Source organism: Beggiatoa leptomitoformis, assembly GCF_001305575.3.
Taxonomy (GTDB): domain Bacteria; phylum Pseudomonadota; class Gammaproteobacteria; order Beggiatoales; family Beggiatoaceae; genus Beggiatoa; species Beggiatoa leptomitoformis.
In genome coordinates, this window is the sequence record NZ_CP012373.2 from 579,523 (window position 1) to 597,682 (window position 18,160).

Consider the following 18,160-nt stretch of genomic DNA (forward strand, 5'->3'; position numbering starts at 1 on the left):
AAAAACTATGTGGGCGATACAGCATTAGTGCGTATGTGGTTTGTTTTTAAATCGAGCATAAAGTGTAGAATCTGGTTGTGGTTGCGTTGTTTTAACAGGAAAACCATTGCTATATAAAGCAAGCGTCGCAAGGGCATGAGGGCTGTTCGTATCACTCCATAAATCCATTGCATCTAGGGGTTGCAAACAGGGTTTATGTGTATTCACTTCACGAGTTGCTTGTAAAACATCCATTAAGGCAACAAAACGTGCAGATAAGGCCTCGTAAAGTGTCGCTCGCATATCAGCTAATGAATCTGCCAAAACGCCGTAGGCGGAAACACCTAAATCAACATAATAGCTAATGTTCACCCGTCGCCGTTGCGCTCTCCCTGGAAAAAGCCCTGAATACAGCAAACATTTATCCCCTACATCACGCAGTTGGTCAGCGCGTAATTTCCCAGTCATTTCTGCTGTTTGCAAATACTCTACCGCAAGTACACTATTTGCGATATCGGCTGCATTCACATAACGCATTAATAAAAAAACTAAATAGCTTTCTAATTCCTCACCAAGACGTGCATGACACATAGATTCTGCCTCATTGACTAAGGCATGCCACTGTGCAGTACTGGTTGGGTGTAGAACGAGCGTATCCATGATAAAACCTCCTCTATAACGTAAATGGCTTTCTAACACGCTTAACTATCTGTCAAGCATTTTTTGCGCCCGTTTTCCAGATTCACTTTATAATGGGTGTGTAAAGCATGGAATATGCGTAGAATATAGAGATGTAAATAGGCAATAATTGCCGTTTTTCAAAGTCAGGACAGTGTAAGTTGTTAGACAAGATATGTTTATTGTGCTATCCCCTACGTTATTGCATCACTGGCTAACAACCTAACGGAGAAAGTTATGTTTGAACACAGAACCAGACAAATTATTCAGGAAAAATATCTTGAATTAGTCAGACAAGCCGTTGACGTACTTAAAGCCATTCCAACCAAACAGTTACAGGATGTTGGCAGTGCTTATGACAATGTATGGGAGGCATTTACTCAAGAAGTACAGCGTGAAGATGCGGTGCATTTTAGTAGCTTAATCACCGATGTTTGCCGCCAAATGGTGCAAACACTCACCATCACCGAATTACAATTACTCTGGTTACTTTCTGATGGTTGTTTTGATTGGGATGATGAAGACGAATTTCCCGAGATAGAACAAATCGTCATAGATGTGATGGATGAATTATCCTCGTGGATTGAACAAGAAGCAGAAGAACCTGAACTTGAAGAGGATTTTGACGATGACGATGATGATTTTGAAGTCGAATATTACGAAGAGGACGACAGCCACAAACGCAAACATTAACCATGGCTGCTGAAACTCAACAAGCTTTTTGTTGAAAGACAACATAATAAAATCCAAAGCCTGCGCTTTGGATTTTACATTTACGCACCTAATAAGTCTTTTCTGGGGTCAAAAGGAAACGTTTCTGCCATTTTTTGATAAAACTGGCGTGCTTGCTCCGTTTCTGCGCGTGGTGTAACAATTTGTAATACAACATATTGGTCACCTGCTGGTTTACCTGCTAACCCTCTCCCACGCAAGCGCAATTTTTGCCCTGATTGAGAATCCATCGGGATTTTTAGATCAACATTCCCCCCCAATGTAGGCACGGCAACCGTTGCCCCTAAAGCCGCTTCCCATGGTGTGATGGGTAACGTAAGATAAATATCATGTCCTTCAACTCGATAAATAGCATGGGGTTGTAAATTGATTTCTAAATACAAATCGCCATTTGTTCCACCACCCATGCCCGCAGAACCTTGTCCTGCTAAACGAATTTTTTGCCCCGAACTTATGCCTACAGGCACTTTAACGTTTAAAGTGCGTGTTTTATTTTGTGTATGTCCTTGTGCATCCATTTCAGGTATTTGAATTTGCACAGAACGTGTCGTTCCCTGATAAGCTTCTTCTAGGGTGATAGACAATTGCGCGTGCTGGTCTTCCCCCTGCATACGAAAATGACTTTGTGTACGGCCGCGTTTCGCATTGCGGGTATTAAAAATATTTTCAAAAAAATCACCAAAATCAACAGTACTACTATTTCCCCCAAACCCACCTGTAAAATTCCAATCAGGTGGTGGATTAAATTCTTGCCCTGCTTTCCATTGCGCACCTAACTGGTCATAGGCAGCTCGTTTGTCAGCATCTTGCAATACTTCATGTGCTTCATTAATTTCCTTAATTTTTTGTTCAGCATCTTTTTCTTTACTAACATCAGGGTGATATTTACGTACCAAACGACGATAAGCCTTTTTAATATCTTCTGCACTGGCAGTACGCGATACCCCTAATGTTTGATAATAATCTTTATATTCCATAAATTATGCACCTCTAGCATCACAAGCACCAATGACAAAAACCCCACAACACGTTTAACGCGCCATGGGGTTTTGTTATTTATACAGCCTTAACTGATATTAACATTAATCTTGCGTGGTTGGGCAATCTCCCGTTTAGGAATGGTAATTTCTAACACCCCATGTTTACCCACTGCGCTGATTTTCTCTGCATCTGCCGTATCAGGCAAACCAAATCGCCGATAAAAAGTACCCCGTATGCGTTCTATCCGCTTGTAATACTTGCGTTCATCTGTTGTTTCTGCGGAACGCTCACCCTTAATAGTTAAAACACCATTTTCCATCGTAATTTCGATGTTTTGTGGGTCAACACCCGGAATGTCTGCGTGAATAACAAACGCCTTTTCTTCTTCCTTGATATCAACGGCAGGTACCCATGCACTTGTTGCAACAGTGGTATCCTCATCACTATTAGGAACAGATCGCCCATAGTATTGTTCGAGGTCTTTCATCAGTTGATTTAAACCACCCCAAGGTTCATAGCGTGCAATTTTCATCATGATTCTCCTGTTTGGTTAAAAAGCACTTAATGAATTGTTTGCTAAAAAGATAAGGGTGATTATAAAAATTTCAAGAGAAAATTTGCACTAAAGCACAATATCTAAAATTAATATAATTAACAGTATATTGGCGTAATAATAAATCAATCCTGTCAATTCTAGTCCATGCAACATGACCAGCTCATAAATGGGCTTATTTGCTTAAAAGTGGCAGCGATTTTCTTTTTCGTCAAAACCCAGCATATCTAAATTATTTGTTGGGTGCATAAATCCAGATAAAGGGGCAGTGGTAACAACCCAGTTATCTGCGGTTAAAAAGATTGCTTGGCGTAGCTGATTGTTCCACTTGCGAAAACTAGAGCGTCCACCTTTGACACTGTCAATCATAATTTCATCACCGCGAATATAATCACGTAGGGTGACAAAATCGGTTGTCGTTTTCCGCAAGACGGCTTCAGCAATGATTTTAATACTTATCCATGCTGACCAGTCATAACCTGTGCCATGTCGTTGCGCTTCTTTTAAAAAACGACCATTGACTTGGGGCGCGCCATTACGTTCCCATGACCAATGCCACCAATTAGGGACTAGACCCGCTGCCCCAACAACTAAACGCGGTGTTTGGGTCTGATAAGGGACTGAACGAGCAAAATCGCCAGTGCCATCCGCAATGAATAAGGCATCATAGTCAACATTAGAGGTGAGTAGCGCGACATTATTTTGTTCACGGTCGCGGGGGTCACGTCCTAACATATAATCACGGACTTCTACAATTTTTAAACCAAAACGTTTAGCTGAACGAGTAAAGGCATCATGCAATTGTAAATCATCAGGATTTGTGCCTTTTAACTCTAAAATATTCCGCCATTTACGGGAAATTAAATATTGTGCTAACGCATCCGTCAACATTTCCCAACTGGGGGCTATGTGCAATACATGTGCTTGACAATCTTCGTTACGCAAATTCATGTTTAATGCACTGATATTAAATAGTAAAATATTTTTATCTTTTGTCCGTTGACCAAGTTGTGCCAAGGTATCACTAGGCAAGTCCAGCAAGAAAAAACGAATCCCTGTATCGTACTGTTGATTAAGTGCCGTCATGAGTTCTTCAATATCACTACCACTGGCTTTTTCTAATACGAGACGAATATTAATGGCTTGTAAGGGAAAACGACTGTCTTTAACTGCAACGACAGCACCCGCATACGGACGACCCCATGGTTGAAATTGTAATTGCTCTTCCGTGTGGCGTGTACTATAACGCGCATCAGTTGTTTGTTCTAAATAGCCAATTCGCATCAGTTGCGCGGTGTTGGCGGCAACATTAGCTGTATCATCGGCAAAAACAGTTAATGCTGTTAGTAACCCAGTAAAAAATAAAAAAAAACGCAGTTGCATAGGCATATTTGCAAAATCTCCTTGTGGTTTAGTAGATAGTGTCTATTGTGTAAGCTGTATCGCCATTCTACCCTTTTACAATAACTGAAAATAATGCGTTGTGAACAGCCTATTTATTTAAATTGTCCTTTTTCTGAAAAAGAAGCCGTCAAACAATTGGGTGCGCGTTTTGATGGGGATTTGAAAAAATGGTTTATTCCTGTTGGAATAGAAATAGAACCTTTTCGCCGTTGGTTACCTGCGGAACAGGTTGCTGATTTATTTGCTGAATTGTCACAAAATAACGATATTGTGCCTGCAACAGGAGTTACTTTATATGAATTATTGTGTCAACTCCGTAAAACAATTGAGCAAACGCATACGCAAGCCTATTGGTTACGGGCTGAAGTTGTCGCGGTACATCGTCGCCAACACGTTTATATGGAGTTGTCTGACCATGATGCAGAAGGACGAGAAATTGCTAAAGTCCGCGCAAGTTTATGGCGTGAGCGAGCAGATATTTTATTAACCCGCTTTGAACAACAAACAGGATTAGCATTTGCTGCGGGCATTAACGTGTTATTACAAGCAACGGTCGAGTTGCATCCTGTTTATGGTTTATCATTAAATATTATAGAGATAGACCCGCGATTTACAGTGGGTGAAATGGCGGCAAAATTACAGCGAATTCGGGCGCAATTGACGCAAGAAGGCATTTTTAATCAAAATAAACAGCTTGCTCATGCAACAGAATTTTCTCATATTGCCGTCATTGCACCGCCACAGGCGGCAGGCTTAGGTGATTTTCGCAGTCAGGCGGATAAATTAACCGCATTGGGGTTATGCACGTTTCAGTACTATAGTGCGAGTTTTCAAGGGAAAAATGCACAGCAAGAAATTCCTGATGCGATTGCTGATGTTGCTAAAGCGCATTTAAAAAAACCGTTTGACGCATTGGTGATATTACGCGGTGGCGGTGCGACAGCGGATTTACTCCAATTAAACGAGTATGCAATTGCAAAAGCCATTTGCACCGCGCCGTTACCCGTTATTATTGGAATTGGACACGAACGGGATAAAACCTTATTAGATGAGATTGCTAATCAAGTGTGTCACACCCCAAGCTTAACCATTGCACAGATACTCACCACCATGACGCAAAATGCGCATCAGGCGCAACAGGATTGGCAAACCATACTCAGAGAATCCCGCGCAATTCTTAATCGTGCGCAATTGCGCAATCAACAAGCCTACACACAGGTGAGAGAATACGCCCTCAATGCGTTGAATAGACAGCATCAACAAACAAATTACTTATGGCAAGATGTAAAGCGGGCAAGTCAACAACAATTACAACAAGCACGCACTATAACCAAACAATGGATGGAACAAGTCTTACTTGGCGACCCTAAAAAAATTCTACAACGTGGTTATGTATTAGTGCGGGATGCAAAACAAACGATAGTGACGCAGAAAACACAAGCCGAGCAGACAACAGATGTCTGGCTAGAATTTAAGGACGGAACAGTACACAGTCAAATCGTTAAGCAACCTAAACAATAGCCCTTTTATCGCCTTATTTAACCTAATAACGAGTCTTATGCAAAATCCTATTGTGAATACTGATGAAAGTTACGACACCTTAGAAAGCTATAAAAAACCAACTGTGATGGTAGATATTGCTATTTTTACAGTGGAAGACAACACATTAAAAGTATTATTGATAAAACGAGGGATTGCGCCGTATAAAGATTGCTGGGCGTTACCGGGGGGAGCTTTGCGTGTTGAACAAGATGAAAGTTTAGAAACGGCGGCATTACGCGAATTAGCTGAAGAAACCGGGGTTAATCCGCAATTAGGGGCGCAACGACAATATTTAGAACAATTACATACCTATGGTGGACGTAATCGTGACCCACGCGGTTGGACGGTGAGTGTTACTTATTTCGCGTTAGTTGCCATTAACGAGGTTAGTTTACGTGCAGGCACAGATGCAATGGCGGCACAATGGCATACTATCACTGGACATCGTGTAGATATCCCCTTAGCCTTTGACCACGAAGATATTTTACACGATGCGATAACCCGTTTACGTTCAAAATTGGATTACACCGATATTGCTGTCCATTTATTGCCCAAAGAATTTACCTTAAGTGAATTGCAACGGGTTTATGAAATTATTATGCAAGAAAAATTAAATAAAAGTTCTTTTCGTCAGCGGGTGGACAGAGCGGGCATCGTCAAACCGATTAAAGGTAGAATGCGGACAGGTTCAAATCGTCCTGCGCAGTTATATCAATTTATTCAACACAAACATGACCGCATGTTTTTTCCACGTAGTATTGCATGGGCGCAAGAACGTAAACGCTAAGGATATTTGGCTATGAAAAATCAACTTTTTACCCCAAGTGTAACCCCACCTGAACAGCAAACCGTTGCACTTTGGTTTGTTTTTCGCCGTGACCGCTTATTGGTATTAGAACAAGATCAAGATATTCGCGTTCCACGTTGGCAAACCTTTTCTGAATCAGGCTTGCCCATGATTCGCCAACATTTTTTAGGTACTTGGGGAAAACATCCTTGTTATAGCGTAGAAACTGTTGAACAAGGCAATCCGCCCACTGGATTTAACTTTATTAGTTTACGTGCGTTAACCCTAGAACTAAGCCACGATTTATTTACCCTCGCAGGACGTGCGATTCAAATCTTACAATGGGACAGAGACCATCAATTTTGCGGACGTTGTGGACATGCTATGCAAGCCTTACCGACAGAACGCGCGAAACGCTGTCCGAGTTGCGCACTGGTTAGCTATCCGCGTATTTCCCCAGCGGTGATTATGCGCATTACACGGGGTGATGAAATCTTACTTTCCCGCTCTGCTCACTTCGCGCCCGACATGTACAGCGTGCAAGCAGGCTTTGTTGAAGCAGGCGAAACCTTAGAAGAAACTGTCATTCGAGAAGTACAAGAGGAAGTTGGTATTCAAGTTGATAATTTACATTATTTTGGTAGTCAACCATGGCCGTTCCCTCATTCATTGATGATTGCGTTTACGGCTGATTATGTCAGTGGTGAAATCACCCTTGATCAAGATGAATTAGAAGATGCACAATGGTTTCAAGCAACCGCAAGATTACCCAAACTCCCCTCACCAATGAGTATTGCTCGCCATTTAATTGAAGATTTTTTGGCAGAACACCGTTGATAATAACATTATATTAATTAAAGGATTTTTTATGCGTTACTTATTCATTCTTCTCTGTATCTTGACACAAAGCGTTTTTGCAACAGAAACACCACAAACACCTACAACCATGCCCGCCATGACATTGGAACAAACCATTGTCAAAATGCCACTGGCTGATGGTGTAGATATGAATGCAGCTATAGAATCAATGAAATTACGTGCGAATTCACTCAATATGAAACTGGTTGCTCATCAGCCCATGTGGAAAGAATTTGAAGCACAAGGTTATAAAAAAGTACGCCGAGTAGAAATTTTTCAATTCTGCAATATTGATGTTGCCCACGACATGCTCGACTTTAACATCGGTTTTGTCGCTTACATGCCTTGTCGAATTGCTGCGATTGAGGATGATAATGGTAAAGCGTGGCTAATTATGATGAATTTGGATTTATTAATGAGTTTTTCTAAACTTTCTCCTGAATTATTAACTAAAGCGCAAAAAGTTCGGGATGACTTAATGAATATCATGCAGGCAGGGGCAAATGGGGAATTATAATAAACAACACATATCCAAACGTAATATTGCCGTTGCAACAGGCAGTCGTGCGGAATATGGCTTGTTATATTGGTTGTTAAAATCCTTACAAGCAGACCCTGATATTAACTTGCAAATCATTGTAACAGGAATGCACCTTGCACCAGAGTTTGGACTCACCTACAAACAGATTGAAAATGATGGCTTTTACATTGATGCAAAAGTAGAGATGTTGCTATCCAGTGATACAAAAGTAGGGGTTGCTAAGGCGATTGGCTTAGGTATCATTGGGTTAGCCGATGTTTTAGAACGCTTACGACCGGATATTATTGTCATACTAGGCGATAGGTTTGAAATATTTGCTGTAGCCCAAACGGCAATGACGTTAAACATTCCCTTAGCACATTTGCATGGTGGTGAGCTTACTGAAGGCGCGATTGATGAGGCGATACGCCATAGTATTACTAAAATGGCTCAATTGCATTTTGTTGCAGCAGAGGTTTATCGTCAACGTGTCATACAATTGGGCGAGCAACCTGAACGAGTGTTTAATGTTGGCGCATTAGCCGTTGATAATATCAAACACTTATCCTTGTTAGATAAAGCTTCTTTAGAAACAGAACTGGGTTTTGCATTGGGAACACTTAATTTTTTAGTCACTTATCATCCGATAACACTGAGCCAACAAAATCCTACACCAGCGGTTTGTGCATTATTAGAGGCATTGGATAGTTTTCCTGATGCAAAAATTATTATCACTAAAGCAAATGCAGACCAAGGCGGACGGGAAATTAACCAACTATTAGAAAATTATGCACAAAATAATCATTCACGGGTTTATCTTAGTCCCTCATTAGGACAATTAAAATATTTGAGTACAATGAAACAAGTGGATGTGATTATAGGTAATTCATCTAGTGGTTTAATAGAAGCCCCTGCATTACATAAAGCGACAGTCAATATTGGCGAACGGCAACAAGGGCGACTGAAAGCAGAATCTATTATTGATTGCGCGACAGATAAACAGGCAATTCAAACGGCCATCATGCAAGCCATTTCCCCTGATTTTCAACAAAAACTGCCATCAATTTCTTCATTGTATGGCATGGGCGATGCGAGTATGCGTATTAAACACCTTTTAAAAACAATCGGGTTAGAACAGCTTATCATCAAGAGATTTTACGACATCGCTTTTTAAGAAAAAGAAGCCTTACAAAACATATTCTAAAAAAAGTAAAGGTCGACTCCCTTATGAGGAAATCGACCTTTATATTTATAACCCTAAGTTAAAACTAGGGCGCAACTTTCAATGTTTGACCAATCTTAATTGTGTACGGAGATTTAATACCGTTCCAACGCGCTACTTCAGTGACTGTACGACCATAACGTTTAGCAATGCTATAAACGGTATCACCTTTAACAACTGTGTGTGTTTCAGACACAGTTTCAACAGGTGCAGGCTCTTCAACAACAGGTGGCATACTGGGTTGTTCAACAACGGGTGCAGGTGTTTCAGCAACGGGCGCAGGAATTTCGGTTTTGGCAGGTGCTGGAGGAACATCAGCTTCCTTAGTTGAAGAACAACCGCCTAAAAACGCTAATGAAAGTCCACAAACAACAGCAAGACTTTTCAAGTGATTTTCTAATAACATAGTGAGTTTTCCCATGTGAGGTCAAGTAGCAAGGTAGGAAAGAAAAATATAACAAACAATTCTTTTATGAGGTAAGGTAACACAAGACGGGATAGCCTTAAACATAAACTGTGCGAAAATGATACAACTTCTTACCACAACTCGCTAGGTATGCAACAAAATATTTTCCTCAGTCTGTGATTGTGAGGCACGTTAGCTATATATTCAATGGATGTTTGTATAAAATAGAATTTTCAGTGAATCAATGTGTTTTAAAAAAAAGACAAAGATTGTTTGTGATAGCATTTTTACTAATAATATTAGGAGTAAGCAATGGATTTAAAAACAATCAGTGACGCTTTGGAAAACTTAGTAACGTTAAAAATTCGCACCGTTGTTGGCACTTATACAGAAGTTGATGGACGGATTCATGCAGAAGAGAACGCCCGTTCCATCGTGTCACAAATCGATTTATTAGGAGGTGATATTACAACCATCATGCACGATGATTTTTTAATCGCACCCTTAAACGAAGTAATGCAGTTTCACTGCGAACGGGAATTAAAAGGACAGGATATTATTCAGGGCAATATTCGCGCACTAAAAGAGTTAGTTGGATTAATCGCAACCCTTGCTCGTCAACAAGATGAAACACCCGCACTGCACGCTGACAATAAAGAAAGTGCAGTAGGCTAATCTGCCAGCAGGAGAGGCATTGTAATGGCAGAAAAATTTTCGTTTAAAACCCTAGCACAAAACGTTTTAACATTAGAAATTAATACTATCGTTAAAACCAACATGTTAGGGTGTAAGTTGCCTAATTCTCGCCGCGAGGCCTTATGGGAAATTGCGTATGATTACAATAGTACAATGCGCGATTTTGGCTATTCTCCCGTTCCTGAACTGAGCGAGTGGAGTTGCGCAGGCATTATGGCATTTTTAGAATTGCGCGAGCGAGCAAAACGGGCGGGACAACTGGTTGAGTTAGAATTAGAGCGACTTAAAAACCAGCCTGTTGAACAAATACAACCCTTAAAAGAGAATTTAACCATTCTCAACCGAATTAAAATCCAATCAGAACAGTTAGTGTCCATGTTTATTAGTCTCGCGCATAAAGCAGAGGAAAACATTGATTTAGATAAAATTAAAGAAATGGCACGGACAGACTCCGATTTTCGTGAAAAAACCAATATTTGGAATAATGATATTGAACGTCAGCGGATGCAGGATGACACATTGGCAGATTTAGATTTATCACCTTCACAAATTAGTTTTATTCGTAAAATCTGGGAAATTGGTACAGAGCGAATTGTTTTACAAACAGTTATTCAGGTTGAAGGGGATATAACAACACGTATTTCTGAATATCTGATTCAACATCCCAATCCAACGATTTTGAAATTACATAACGAGTCAATTTTGACCTCCGTTCAATTTTGGTCAAATCTCGTAAAAACGGTTGGGGAATTTGCGGGCGGTTTGGTTAGTAAAATACTCAAATGAAAAATCAGTTGCTGGATACACTGCGCGGGTTTATAAAAGAAAGTGTGGTTGTGGTAGAAACCCCTTTTATATCAAAAGGAATACAGGGGCAAAACTACTCAGGGTCTTTTCGGACAATCATTCATCTTGATGGTGATGTACTGTGTATTGTTCCATCCCCCGAAGCTTATCCGCAAAATCCTGAATGGATAGCCTTATTAGATAATTATGCAGAACGCCATACGCAATCAGTGGCTGCATTTTTACAGCAGCTAAATATTTATCAAACGACTAGCAAGCGGTTACTGGTCATTTTGGGAAATTTATTAGGTGGTGTAACATGGCTAGCTGTTTTTACGACACATTATCATGATTTGCTCGTCTGGCTTTTACTGTACAACAAACACGTCAGCCATCCTTTTTGGGTTGGTTTTAATCTCGGCATCGCTTCTGTTTCATTCATTGCAAGTATTGTGTTTATGTTATGGTTGGGTGAAATGACCGTTCGCTATATACGTATCTTTTTGATTAAAATGATTTCCCGTAAACTTAGGACGTTGATTGATTAATAAATCCCCCCTCACATAATGATAAAAAACTACTATCAAATACTCGGTGTGCCGCGTGATGCGAGTCCCGACCAAATTAAACGCGCCGCGCAAGCAAAAGCGGCAGAAATCACGCAAGCCTATGCTATTTTAAAAGAGCCTAAACAGCGAGATATGCACGATGCAGAACTGAATACGTTTGACCGACGTATTCGCTTGATTAAACAGCGTAATCATCTGCTGTACGCGCTTCTTCCACTCATTGGTTATCTTTTAATGGCAGGGTTTATCTATTATGTCCCTTTACAAGTTCTCCATCATATTGCCGATACGAGTGCGCAAGCGGGGGCAGCTATTAACCTAACGCAAAAAATGGCTGATATTTTAGAAAACTATATTCCCTTTATCGCAGTATTATTGGTTTGTATTGGTGGACTGGTTGCAATTGGACGATTTGTCTGGATTCGCGGGGATGGGTATGACAAATAAATAGATTTATCTAAAACGGATGCCACCATTTTTGATGATATTATCCGTTATTAATCATCGATAAATGCGTACTTATTCCATTTGTTGTGCAAACAAAGCAATTTTTTCATGCCATTCATGCGTTTTTACCTGAATATCATGAACATTTAAAGAAATTAGCACACGCGATTTTAATAATTGCCGACCTGCAACCCACACATCCGTTACTTTATCCCGACTAACGGTATAAACCAAGTGAGACAAGGCATTATAAATAGGTTGGGTTTCTAGTTCGCTCATATTAATAGCAACCAAATCCGCCGATTTACCCACCACTAACGACCCTGTTATTTCCTCAATTCCTAACGCTTTTGCGCCGTTCAAGGTTGCCATGGTTAAGGCTTGGGCTGCTGAAACACTACGTGCATCATGGCTAACCGCTTTTGCTAATAATGCGGCTGTCCGCATTTCGCCCAACATGTCCAAATCATCATTACTCGCTGTACCATCAGTGCCTAAGGCAACATTAACACCCGCATTTAATAATTTTTGCACGGGACAAAAACCACTTGCCAGCTTCATATTTGACTCGGGACAATGAACGACAGTAGCCTGATGCTCTGCTAACAAATTAATTTCTTCATCAGTCAATTGTGTTGCATGAACGGCTACTAGCCGTGAAGAAACCACGCCTAAACGTGCTAATCGGGCTAATGGACGCTCTTTATGATTGATAAAGGCTTGGTCAACTTCATCTTTTGTTTCATGTACATGGATATGAATAGGAATATTCAATGAATCCGCCATTTCCGCCCCTTGCTGCATGGGTGTATCTGAGACGGTATAAGGCGCGTGCGGAGCAATGGCGGTGCGAATCAAGTGATGGTTTTTATAAATGGCGTGTACTTCATGCCCTTTTTGCAAATATTCATCAGGTGTTTGCGCTTGTATGGTTGGAAAATCTAATAAAATTAAGCCCAGTGTTGCCCTTATTCCTGCTTCGTTTACCACATCGCCTGCTACTTCTGGCAGAAAATACATATCGTTGAAGCATGTCACCCCACCGCGTAACATTTCTGCAATCGCAAGTCGCGTACCATCAGCAACAAATTCAGGACTCATAAAGGCTCTTTCAGCCGGCCAAATTCGTGTTGTTAGCCATTCGTGCAAGGGTAAATCATCAGCAAATCCACGCAGTAAAGTCATTGCTGCATGGGTATGTGCGTTAATCAAGCCCGGTATGACCACATGCGTTGCTAAACGATGCGTGACGCGCCCCAAATATCGGCTGGTTGCTTCTTCATTGGGTAAAATTTCCACAATTTTGCCATCATCAATAGCGATAGCGTATTGTTCATAGACCACGCCTTCAGGCTCAACGGGAATCACCCAACCGGCATAAATTAAAGTATCAACTGATTGCATAATAAAGTTTATTTTGAGTTAAGTGAAAGGATAGTCTAAATCAGAATTCTCAAGCGCAGATAATGCTAAAGGGATAAAAATTGACTGAACTTTACCATAAAAGCACTCGCTATACTTATTCAACATCATTAAATGATTAGCTTTTTATAAAACACTATCCACCATTAATATAAATTCCGCTGAAGCTTCATTGAGGTTAACCGTATAAACACCCGATTTAAGCCCTTGTATATTTAGGGAGATAATTTGTTCAATGAGTTGTGGTTGTTCTTGACAATTAACCCCATTTTGCGGGGTAGGCAGTAAGGTTAGGTTAAATGTATCATTCTGTATTTCTTCTGTAATATCACTGACAAGTAAACAATTGTTCGGTAATTCAATCTGAGCAATCGCATTAACTCGCATGGGATAAGTGTCTAATGTCACAATATCAAGTTGTTTAATATTGATATTTTTCTGCATCCGATTGACATGTGAAACGGTTGTTTGAGACGTTGCCTGTTGAACAACCGACGCATTCGTCTCGACAGCCTTAACTTGCTTATCGCCATTAGGCGGTGAACAAGTGGTTAAAAATGCAATAGGAACAAGCAGTAAAATAACAGTAATAGGATAATACATTACTAAAACTCCTAACCAACGGGCAAATAAGAATTACTGATTTTAAAATGGTTTAATCCTAAAAAACAGGATAATTTGGTCGCTATCAATAGAGCCTGTCATCAAATAAGAAGGGTTAAAGGTTCAAGCTAAAAGAATCAAGGTAGAAGCCAAATAAACCCCACTTAAGAAATTCCTAGCGCGTTTATCATATCGTGTAGCTATAGCGCGGTATTGCTTTAATTTACCAAAGAAATGCTCGATTAAATAACGTGCCTTATAAAGGACTTTATCATAATAAGGTGGATTTAAACGATTTTTCCTGAACGGAATCACAGGTTCTATGCCTTGCTGTTTTAAAACATCTCTAACCCGTTCATCTGCATCATAAGCCTTATCAGCCAATAAAGCGTTTGCCTTTATCTGAGGAATAAGAGCATCAGCCCCCTCAAGGTCGCTTGCCTGTCCCGCAGTCAAAAAAAAAGGGTCGGATTGCCCAGTGCGTCAACAACGGAGTTAATCTTGGTACTTAAACCCCCTGCGCTACGTCCAATGGCTTCATCTGCGCCACCACCACTACTATGTTGATGCGCTCTAACTATTGTGCTGTCTATCATGGCATATTCATTATCGGCATCGGCACTTAGTATCTTGAAAACACGTTCCCAGACACCTTTCTTAGACCAACGACTGAAGCGGGTATGGACGACACGGAAATCACCAAAGCGTTCGGGGAGGTCGCGCCAAGGAATGCCACTGCGATAACGGAATAGAACAGCATCAATAAACAAGCGGTTATCTTTAGCCGTCATCCCGACATGTCCTTTACGCCCAGGGAGTAGCGGTTCTAGTTTTGACCATTGTTCATCGGTTAAGGCATAGCGACGACTCATTGTTTTATCCTTGGCGATATCTGGGTATATGATTATAATATAACATTTTTTACTATTTGATGACACGCCCTAAAACCAAAAGAAAAAATGTAAACTGAAAAAGTTCCAGCCATGTTAAAGCGATAAGGATAAGTCTTTTTCTTAATGCGAAGCTGTCCGAATCAGAATTCTCAGAATTAACAGAATTATCAATACCGTTGTTTTTTATCCTGCTCAACGCTAACAGTTCTGATTTAGACAAAAATTGTATTTATCCTTTATTTGTTTTTTAGCACTACCACAATATTTTTATCTTTCTTGATTTGATGCGATGAAACGTTGCAACACAAATGATAAGGTATAAATTTGTATATTTCTGTAAATATCCGTAAAATTTAATTAAACATGCCAAAATCAGGCATAAAACTTGTATTTTTAATATTCAAACCTATTTTATAGAACGATTTATGAAATGCGTTCACTGTATTGTTTGTTGATGTCGGAGAAGAAAAATGCCTATTTATGAATATCGTTGTGACAGTTGCAGTCATGAGTTAGAAGTTTTGCAAAAAATGAGTGAATCCCCTTTAGAAGTCTGTCCTGCTTGTCATCAGAAAACCTTGGTTAAATTAATTTCTGCGTCTGGTTTTCAATTAAAGGGAACAGGTTGGTATGTAACAGACTTTAAAGGGGATAAAAAAAAGACTGATAGCAACACACCCTCAGCAGCTAGCAAACCCACCACCAGCACTAGCAGCGAGTAGTGCTAATCAGAATGCAGGCTCTTAACGCGAGTTACATGGGCTTGCAATAGGCTTTCTTACACATGGTTTACTGATAATAATGGCGAAACACCTTTTTAAACGTTGGTTACCACAAGCGCATCATGTGAGAACAAATCCAAAATTACAATTTTTGGGAACATGGTTACAGGATGGAAATTTGTGGCATTTAAACCGCCATTCTTTGTCAGGCGGTATGGCAGTAGGATTATTCGCTGCTTTTATTCCCATGCCTTTACAGATGTTACCTGCTGCAATCTTCGCCGTTTGGTTTCGCGTTAATTTACCATTGGCGGTTAGTCTGGTATGGATTACTAATCCTTTAACAATGCCACCTGTTTTTTATTTTGCTTATCGTTTGGGGAATTATTTGTTAGGCGGGGCAACTGAATATGAAACGTTTGAAATGTCAATGGACTGGTTCATTGATGCACTAGATAATATTTGGATACCCTTGTATCTTGGTTCGTTGATATTATCCTGTCTATTTGCACTGTTAGGATATGTCATCACGCAAGGGTTATGGCGTTATTATGTTGTCCGCGCATGGCAAAAGCGCAAAGCACGTCGTTTAGCAATACCATTAAGAATAACGTGATGAGCTGATGGGAAAAACACAACACATCACGCTAATGATGCGTTAATGCGAATCGTCAGTGTTCGCTTTCTCTTGTTGAATGCGTTGATAAATCTCCTCGCGGTGAACGGCGACTTCTTTGGGAGCATTAACGCCAATGCGTACCTGATTGCCTTTCACACCTAACACCGTCACTGTGACATTATCCCCTATCATCAGTGATTCCCCAACACGCCTTGTCAAAATCAGCATAGATTTTCTCCTGTTCCAAGCTATTCCATACGGTGTCAGGTTACATCCTACATTCCTGTAACCTCTCCTTCCTTCGTGTTACCTAATTATTGTTATTGCTTTATCATTATTATACAAGTGATTACTTATAGATATAGTTAAGTAACACTTTGAGTGTGACTTATCGATGTTTAGTATAGCCATCTTTTTATGATAATGGGGTATTACAAACCGTGCGTTATCTTTTATAAAAATAACGCACGAGATGCCTACAATGTAGGAATTTTTTCTAAATCAAATGCCTGATGTAAAACACGTACCGCTAATTCTAAATATTTTTCGTCAATCACGACAGAAATTTTAATTTCTGAGGTGGAAATCAGTTGAATATTAATCCGCTCTTCGGCAAGCGTCTTAAACATTTGGCTAGCAACCCCTGCATGAGAACGCATCCCAATTCCAACCAGTGCGATTTTGGCGATTTTATCATCACCTTGAACGTCTTGCGCTTGGAGTTGTTTGGCAATATCTTGCAGAATACCAAAGGCTTTTTTGTAGTCATTACGATGAACAGTAAACGTTAAATCTGTTGTATCGCTACCCGTGCGAATATTTTGCACTATCATATCGACTTCAATGTTCGCCTCAGCAATACCGCCTAACACTTGATAAGCAATGCCCGGTTTGTCTGGCACGCCTAAAATGGTTAGTTTGGCTTCATCACGGTTAAAAGCGATACCTGAAATTAAAACTTGTTCCATTGAAGCATCCTCTGGCGCGATTAACGTACCTTTACTGTTTTCCTCAAATGACGATAAGACTCGAAGCGGAACGTTGTATTTACCTGCAAATTCAACAGACCGAATTTGTAACACTTTCGAGCCTGAACTTGCCATTTCCAACATTTCTTCAAAGCTAATTTTATCCAACCGCCGTGCAGTGGGTACAACACGTGGGTCGGTGGTATAAACCCCATCCACATCCGTATAAATCTGGCATTCATCCGCTTTTAAGGCAGCGGCTAATGCGACGGCTGTTGTGTCTGAACCACCCCGTCCTAGCGTTGTAATATTACCGTCTGCATCTACTCCTTGAAACCCAGCAACTACAACAACAGTTCCTTGTGCTAAGTCGCGGCGCATGGTTTGGTCGTCAATTTCTAAAATGCGGGCTTTGGTAAAGGCGTTATCGGTTAAAATTCGCACTTGTCCGCCTGTGTAAGAACGAGCAGGACAGCCTTTCGCTTCTAGTGCAATGGCTAACAAGCCTATCGTGACTTGTTCACCTGTTGCTAATAATGCGTCATATTCACGGGGTTTAGGCGGGTCGCTGATGCCTTTTGCTAAAGCGACTAAACGATTAGTTTCGCCACTCATCGCAGAGACTACAACGACAATATCATGTCCCTGTTGACGGGCTGCAATCACTTTATCAGCAACATGTTGGATGCGTTCAATTGAACCAACCGACGTGCCGCCATATTTTTGTACAATGAGAGCCATAATTTGTTTTTAATTATCTCCTGAAACATCAC

The 18,160-nt window shown here is 40.5% G+C and carries 22 protein-coding genes; 12 read left to right on the forward strand and 10 right to left on the reverse strand.

What is annotated here, in order from left to right:
- Nucleotides 1–24 precede the first annotated feature (24 nt).
- On the reverse strand, nt 25–639 hold the full coding sequence (locus tag AL038_RS02555; protein ID WP_062148566.1) for a hypothetical protein: 615 nt from the start codon (nt 637–639) through the stop codon (nt 25–27).
- 255 nt (nt 640–894) lie between these two features.
- Between AL038_RS02555 and AL038_RS02560 the strand changes: the two genes are divergently transcribed.
- Complete coding sequence (locus AL038_RS02560; RefSeq protein WP_062148568.1) at nt 895–1,350, forward strand: hypothetical protein; 456 nt, start codon at nt 895–897, stop codon at nt 1,348–1,350.
- Between the two features lie 80 nt (nt 1,351–1,430).
- On the opposite strand, the gene AL038_RS02565 is transcribed toward AL038_RS02560, so the two are convergent.
- The 3 genes from AL038_RS02565 to AL038_RS02575 all read right to left on the reverse strand — a co-directional run bounded on the left by AL038_RS02565 (nt 1,431) and on the right by AL038_RS02575 (nt 4,312).
- Nucleotides 1,431–2,366: a DnaJ C-terminal domain-containing protein gene (locus AL038_RS02565; RefSeq protein WP_062148571.1), complete on the reverse strand. Its 936-nt coding sequence runs from the start codon at nt 2,364–2,366 to the stop codon at nt 1,431–1,433.
- An 89-nt stretch (nt 2,367–2,455) separates the two neighbouring features.
- Complete coding sequence (locus AL038_RS02570; RefSeq protein WP_236839442.1) at nt 2,456–2,905, reverse strand: Hsp20/alpha crystallin family protein; 450 nt, start codon at nt 2,903–2,905, stop codon at nt 2,456–2,458.
- A gap of 201 nt (nt 2,906–3,106) precedes the next feature.
- Complete coding sequence (locus tag AL038_RS02575; RefSeq protein WP_062148578.1) at nt 3,107–4,312, reverse strand: type 1 periplasmic-binding domain-containing protein; 1,206 nt, start codon at nt 4,310–4,312, stop codon at nt 3,107–3,109.
- Between the two features lie 87 nt (nt 4,313–4,399).
- Here AL038_RS02575 and xseA point away from each other — a divergent pair, with 87 nt between their 5' ends.
- From xseA to neuC, 5 genes are read left to right on the forward strand one after another with little or no spacing between them, the layout of a single operon-like run.
- On the forward strand, nt 4,400–5,848 hold the full coding sequence (xseA, locus tag AL038_RS02580; RefSeq protein WP_062148581.1) for an exodeoxyribonuclease VII large subunit: 1,449 nt from the start codon (nt 4,400–4,402) through the stop codon (nt 5,846–5,848).
- A gap of 37 nt (nt 5,849–5,885) precedes the next feature.
- Nucleotides 5,886–6,656, forward strand: a complete 771-nt coding sequence (locus tag AL038_RS02585; protein WP_062148583.1) for an NUDIX hydrolase — start codon at nt 5,886–5,888, stop codon at nt 6,654–6,656.
- 12 nt (nt 6,657–6,668) lie between these two features.
- Entirely contained in the window at nt 6,669–7,493 is an 825-nt protein-coding gene (gene nudC, locus AL038_RS02590) for an NAD(+) diphosphatase (RefSeq protein WP_062148586.1), read from the forward strand.
- Between the two features lie 31 nt (nt 7,494–7,524).
- On the forward strand, nt 7,525–8,031 hold the full coding sequence (locus tag AL038_RS02595) for a DUF302 domain-containing protein (RefSeq protein WP_062148589.1): 507 nt from the start codon (nt 7,525–7,527) through the stop codon (nt 8,029–8,031).
- The gene (neuC, locus tag AL038_RS02600; RefSeq protein WP_062148592.1) at nt 8,018–9,208 is read left to right on the forward strand and encodes a UDP-N-acetylglucosamine 2-epimerase; all 1,191 of its coding nucleotides are present in this window, start codon (nt 8,018–8,020) and stop codon (nt 9,206–9,208) included. The genes AL038_RS02595 and neuC overlap by 14 nt, the downstream gene beginning before the upstream one ends.
- 94 nt (nt 9,209–9,302) lie before the next feature.
- On the opposite strand, the gene AL038_RS18405 is transcribed toward neuC, so the two are convergent.
- A complete protein-coding gene (locus tag AL038_RS18405; RefSeq protein WP_062148595.1) occupies nt 9,303–9,662 on the reverse strand; it encodes a LysM peptidoglycan-binding domain-containing protein in 360 nt (119 codons plus the stop codon).
- 312 nt (nt 9,663–9,974) lie between these two features.
- Between AL038_RS18405 and AL038_RS02610 the strand changes: the two genes are divergently transcribed.
- The 4 genes from AL038_RS02610 to AL038_RS02625 are packed head-to-tail and all read left to right on the forward strand — an operon-like array spanning nt 9,975 to nt 12,160.
- Nucleotides 9,975–10,337 carry a hypothetical protein gene (locus AL038_RS02610; protein ID WP_062148598.1) on the forward strand — a complete coding sequence of 121 codons (363 nt, stop codon included), beginning with the start codon at nt 9,975–9,977 and terminating at the stop codon, nt 10,335–10,337.
- 24 nt (nt 10,338–10,361) lie between these two features.
- Nucleotides 10,362–11,144 carry a hypothetical protein gene (locus AL038_RS02615; RefSeq protein WP_062148601.1) on the forward strand — a complete coding sequence of 261 codons (783 nt, stop codon included), beginning with the start codon at nt 10,362–10,364 and terminating at the stop codon, nt 11,142–11,144.
- On the forward strand, nt 11,141–11,692 hold the full coding sequence (locus AL038_RS02620) for a hypothetical protein (protein ID WP_062148603.1): 552 nt from the start codon (nt 11,141–11,143) through the stop codon (nt 11,690–11,692). The genes AL038_RS02615 and AL038_RS02620 overlap by 4 nt, the downstream gene beginning before the upstream one ends.
- A gap of 18 nt (nt 11,693–11,710) precedes the next feature.
- A complete protein-coding gene (locus tag AL038_RS02625) occupies nt 11,711–12,160 on the forward strand; it encodes a J domain-containing protein (RefSeq protein ID WP_062148607.1) in 450 nt (149 codons plus the stop codon).
- Between the two features lie 72 nt (nt 12,161–12,232).
- On the opposite strand, the gene AL038_RS02630 is transcribed toward AL038_RS02625, so the two are convergent.
- From AL038_RS02630 to AL038_RS02640, 3 genes are all read right to left on the reverse strand, one after another.
- Nucleotides 12,233–13,564 carry a TRZ/ATZ family hydrolase gene (locus AL038_RS02630; RefSeq protein WP_062148610.1) on the reverse strand — a complete coding sequence of 444 codons (1,332 nt, stop codon included), beginning with the start codon at nt 13,562–13,564 and terminating at the stop codon, nt 12,233–12,235.
- A gap of 144 nt (nt 13,565–13,708) precedes the next feature.
- The gene (locus tag AL038_RS02635) at nt 13,709–14,185 is read right to left on the reverse strand and encodes a hypothetical protein (protein WP_062148613.1); all 477 of its coding nucleotides are present in this window, start codon (nt 14,183–14,185) and stop codon (nt 13,709–13,711) included.
- Between the two features lie 123 nt (nt 14,186–14,308).
- Nucleotides 14,309–15,057 (reverse strand): IS5 family transposase gene (locus AL038_RS02640; RefSeq protein WP_201800099.1). Its coding sequence is split into 2 segments (ribosomal slippage): nt 14,309–14,643 and nt 14,643–15,057, totalling 750 coding nucleotides; the frame shifts between segments, so codons are not numbered across the junction.
- A 491-nt stretch (nt 15,058–15,548) separates the two neighbouring features.
- On the opposite strand from AL038_RS02640, the gene AL038_RS02645 reads away from it, so the two are divergent.
- Entirely contained in the window at nt 15,549–15,800 is a 252-nt protein-coding gene (locus AL038_RS02645; RefSeq protein ID WP_062148616.1) for an FmdB family zinc ribbon protein, read from the forward strand.
- 79 nt (nt 15,801–15,879) lie between these two features.
- The gene (locus AL038_RS02650; RefSeq protein ID WP_062148619.1) at nt 15,880–16,416 is read left to right on the forward strand and encodes a DUF2062 domain-containing protein; all 537 of its coding nucleotides are present in this window, start codon (nt 15,880–15,882) and stop codon (nt 16,414–16,416) included.
- Between the two features lie 42 nt (nt 16,417–16,458).
- Here the strand turns inward: AL038_RS02650 and csrA are convergent, their stop codons facing one another.
- Complete coding sequence (gene csrA, locus AL038_RS02655) at nt 16,459–16,647, reverse strand: carbon storage regulator CsrA (RefSeq protein ID WP_062148622.1); 189 nt, start codon at nt 16,645–16,647, stop codon at nt 16,459–16,461.
- 248 nt (nt 16,648–16,895) lie between these two features.
- Nucleotides 16,896–18,128 carry an aspartate kinase gene (locus AL038_RS02660; protein WP_062148625.1) on the reverse strand — a complete coding sequence of 411 codons (1,233 nt, stop codon included), beginning with the start codon at nt 18,126–18,128 and terminating at the stop codon, nt 16,896–16,898.
- Nucleotides 18,129–18,160: the final 32 nt, after the last annotated feature.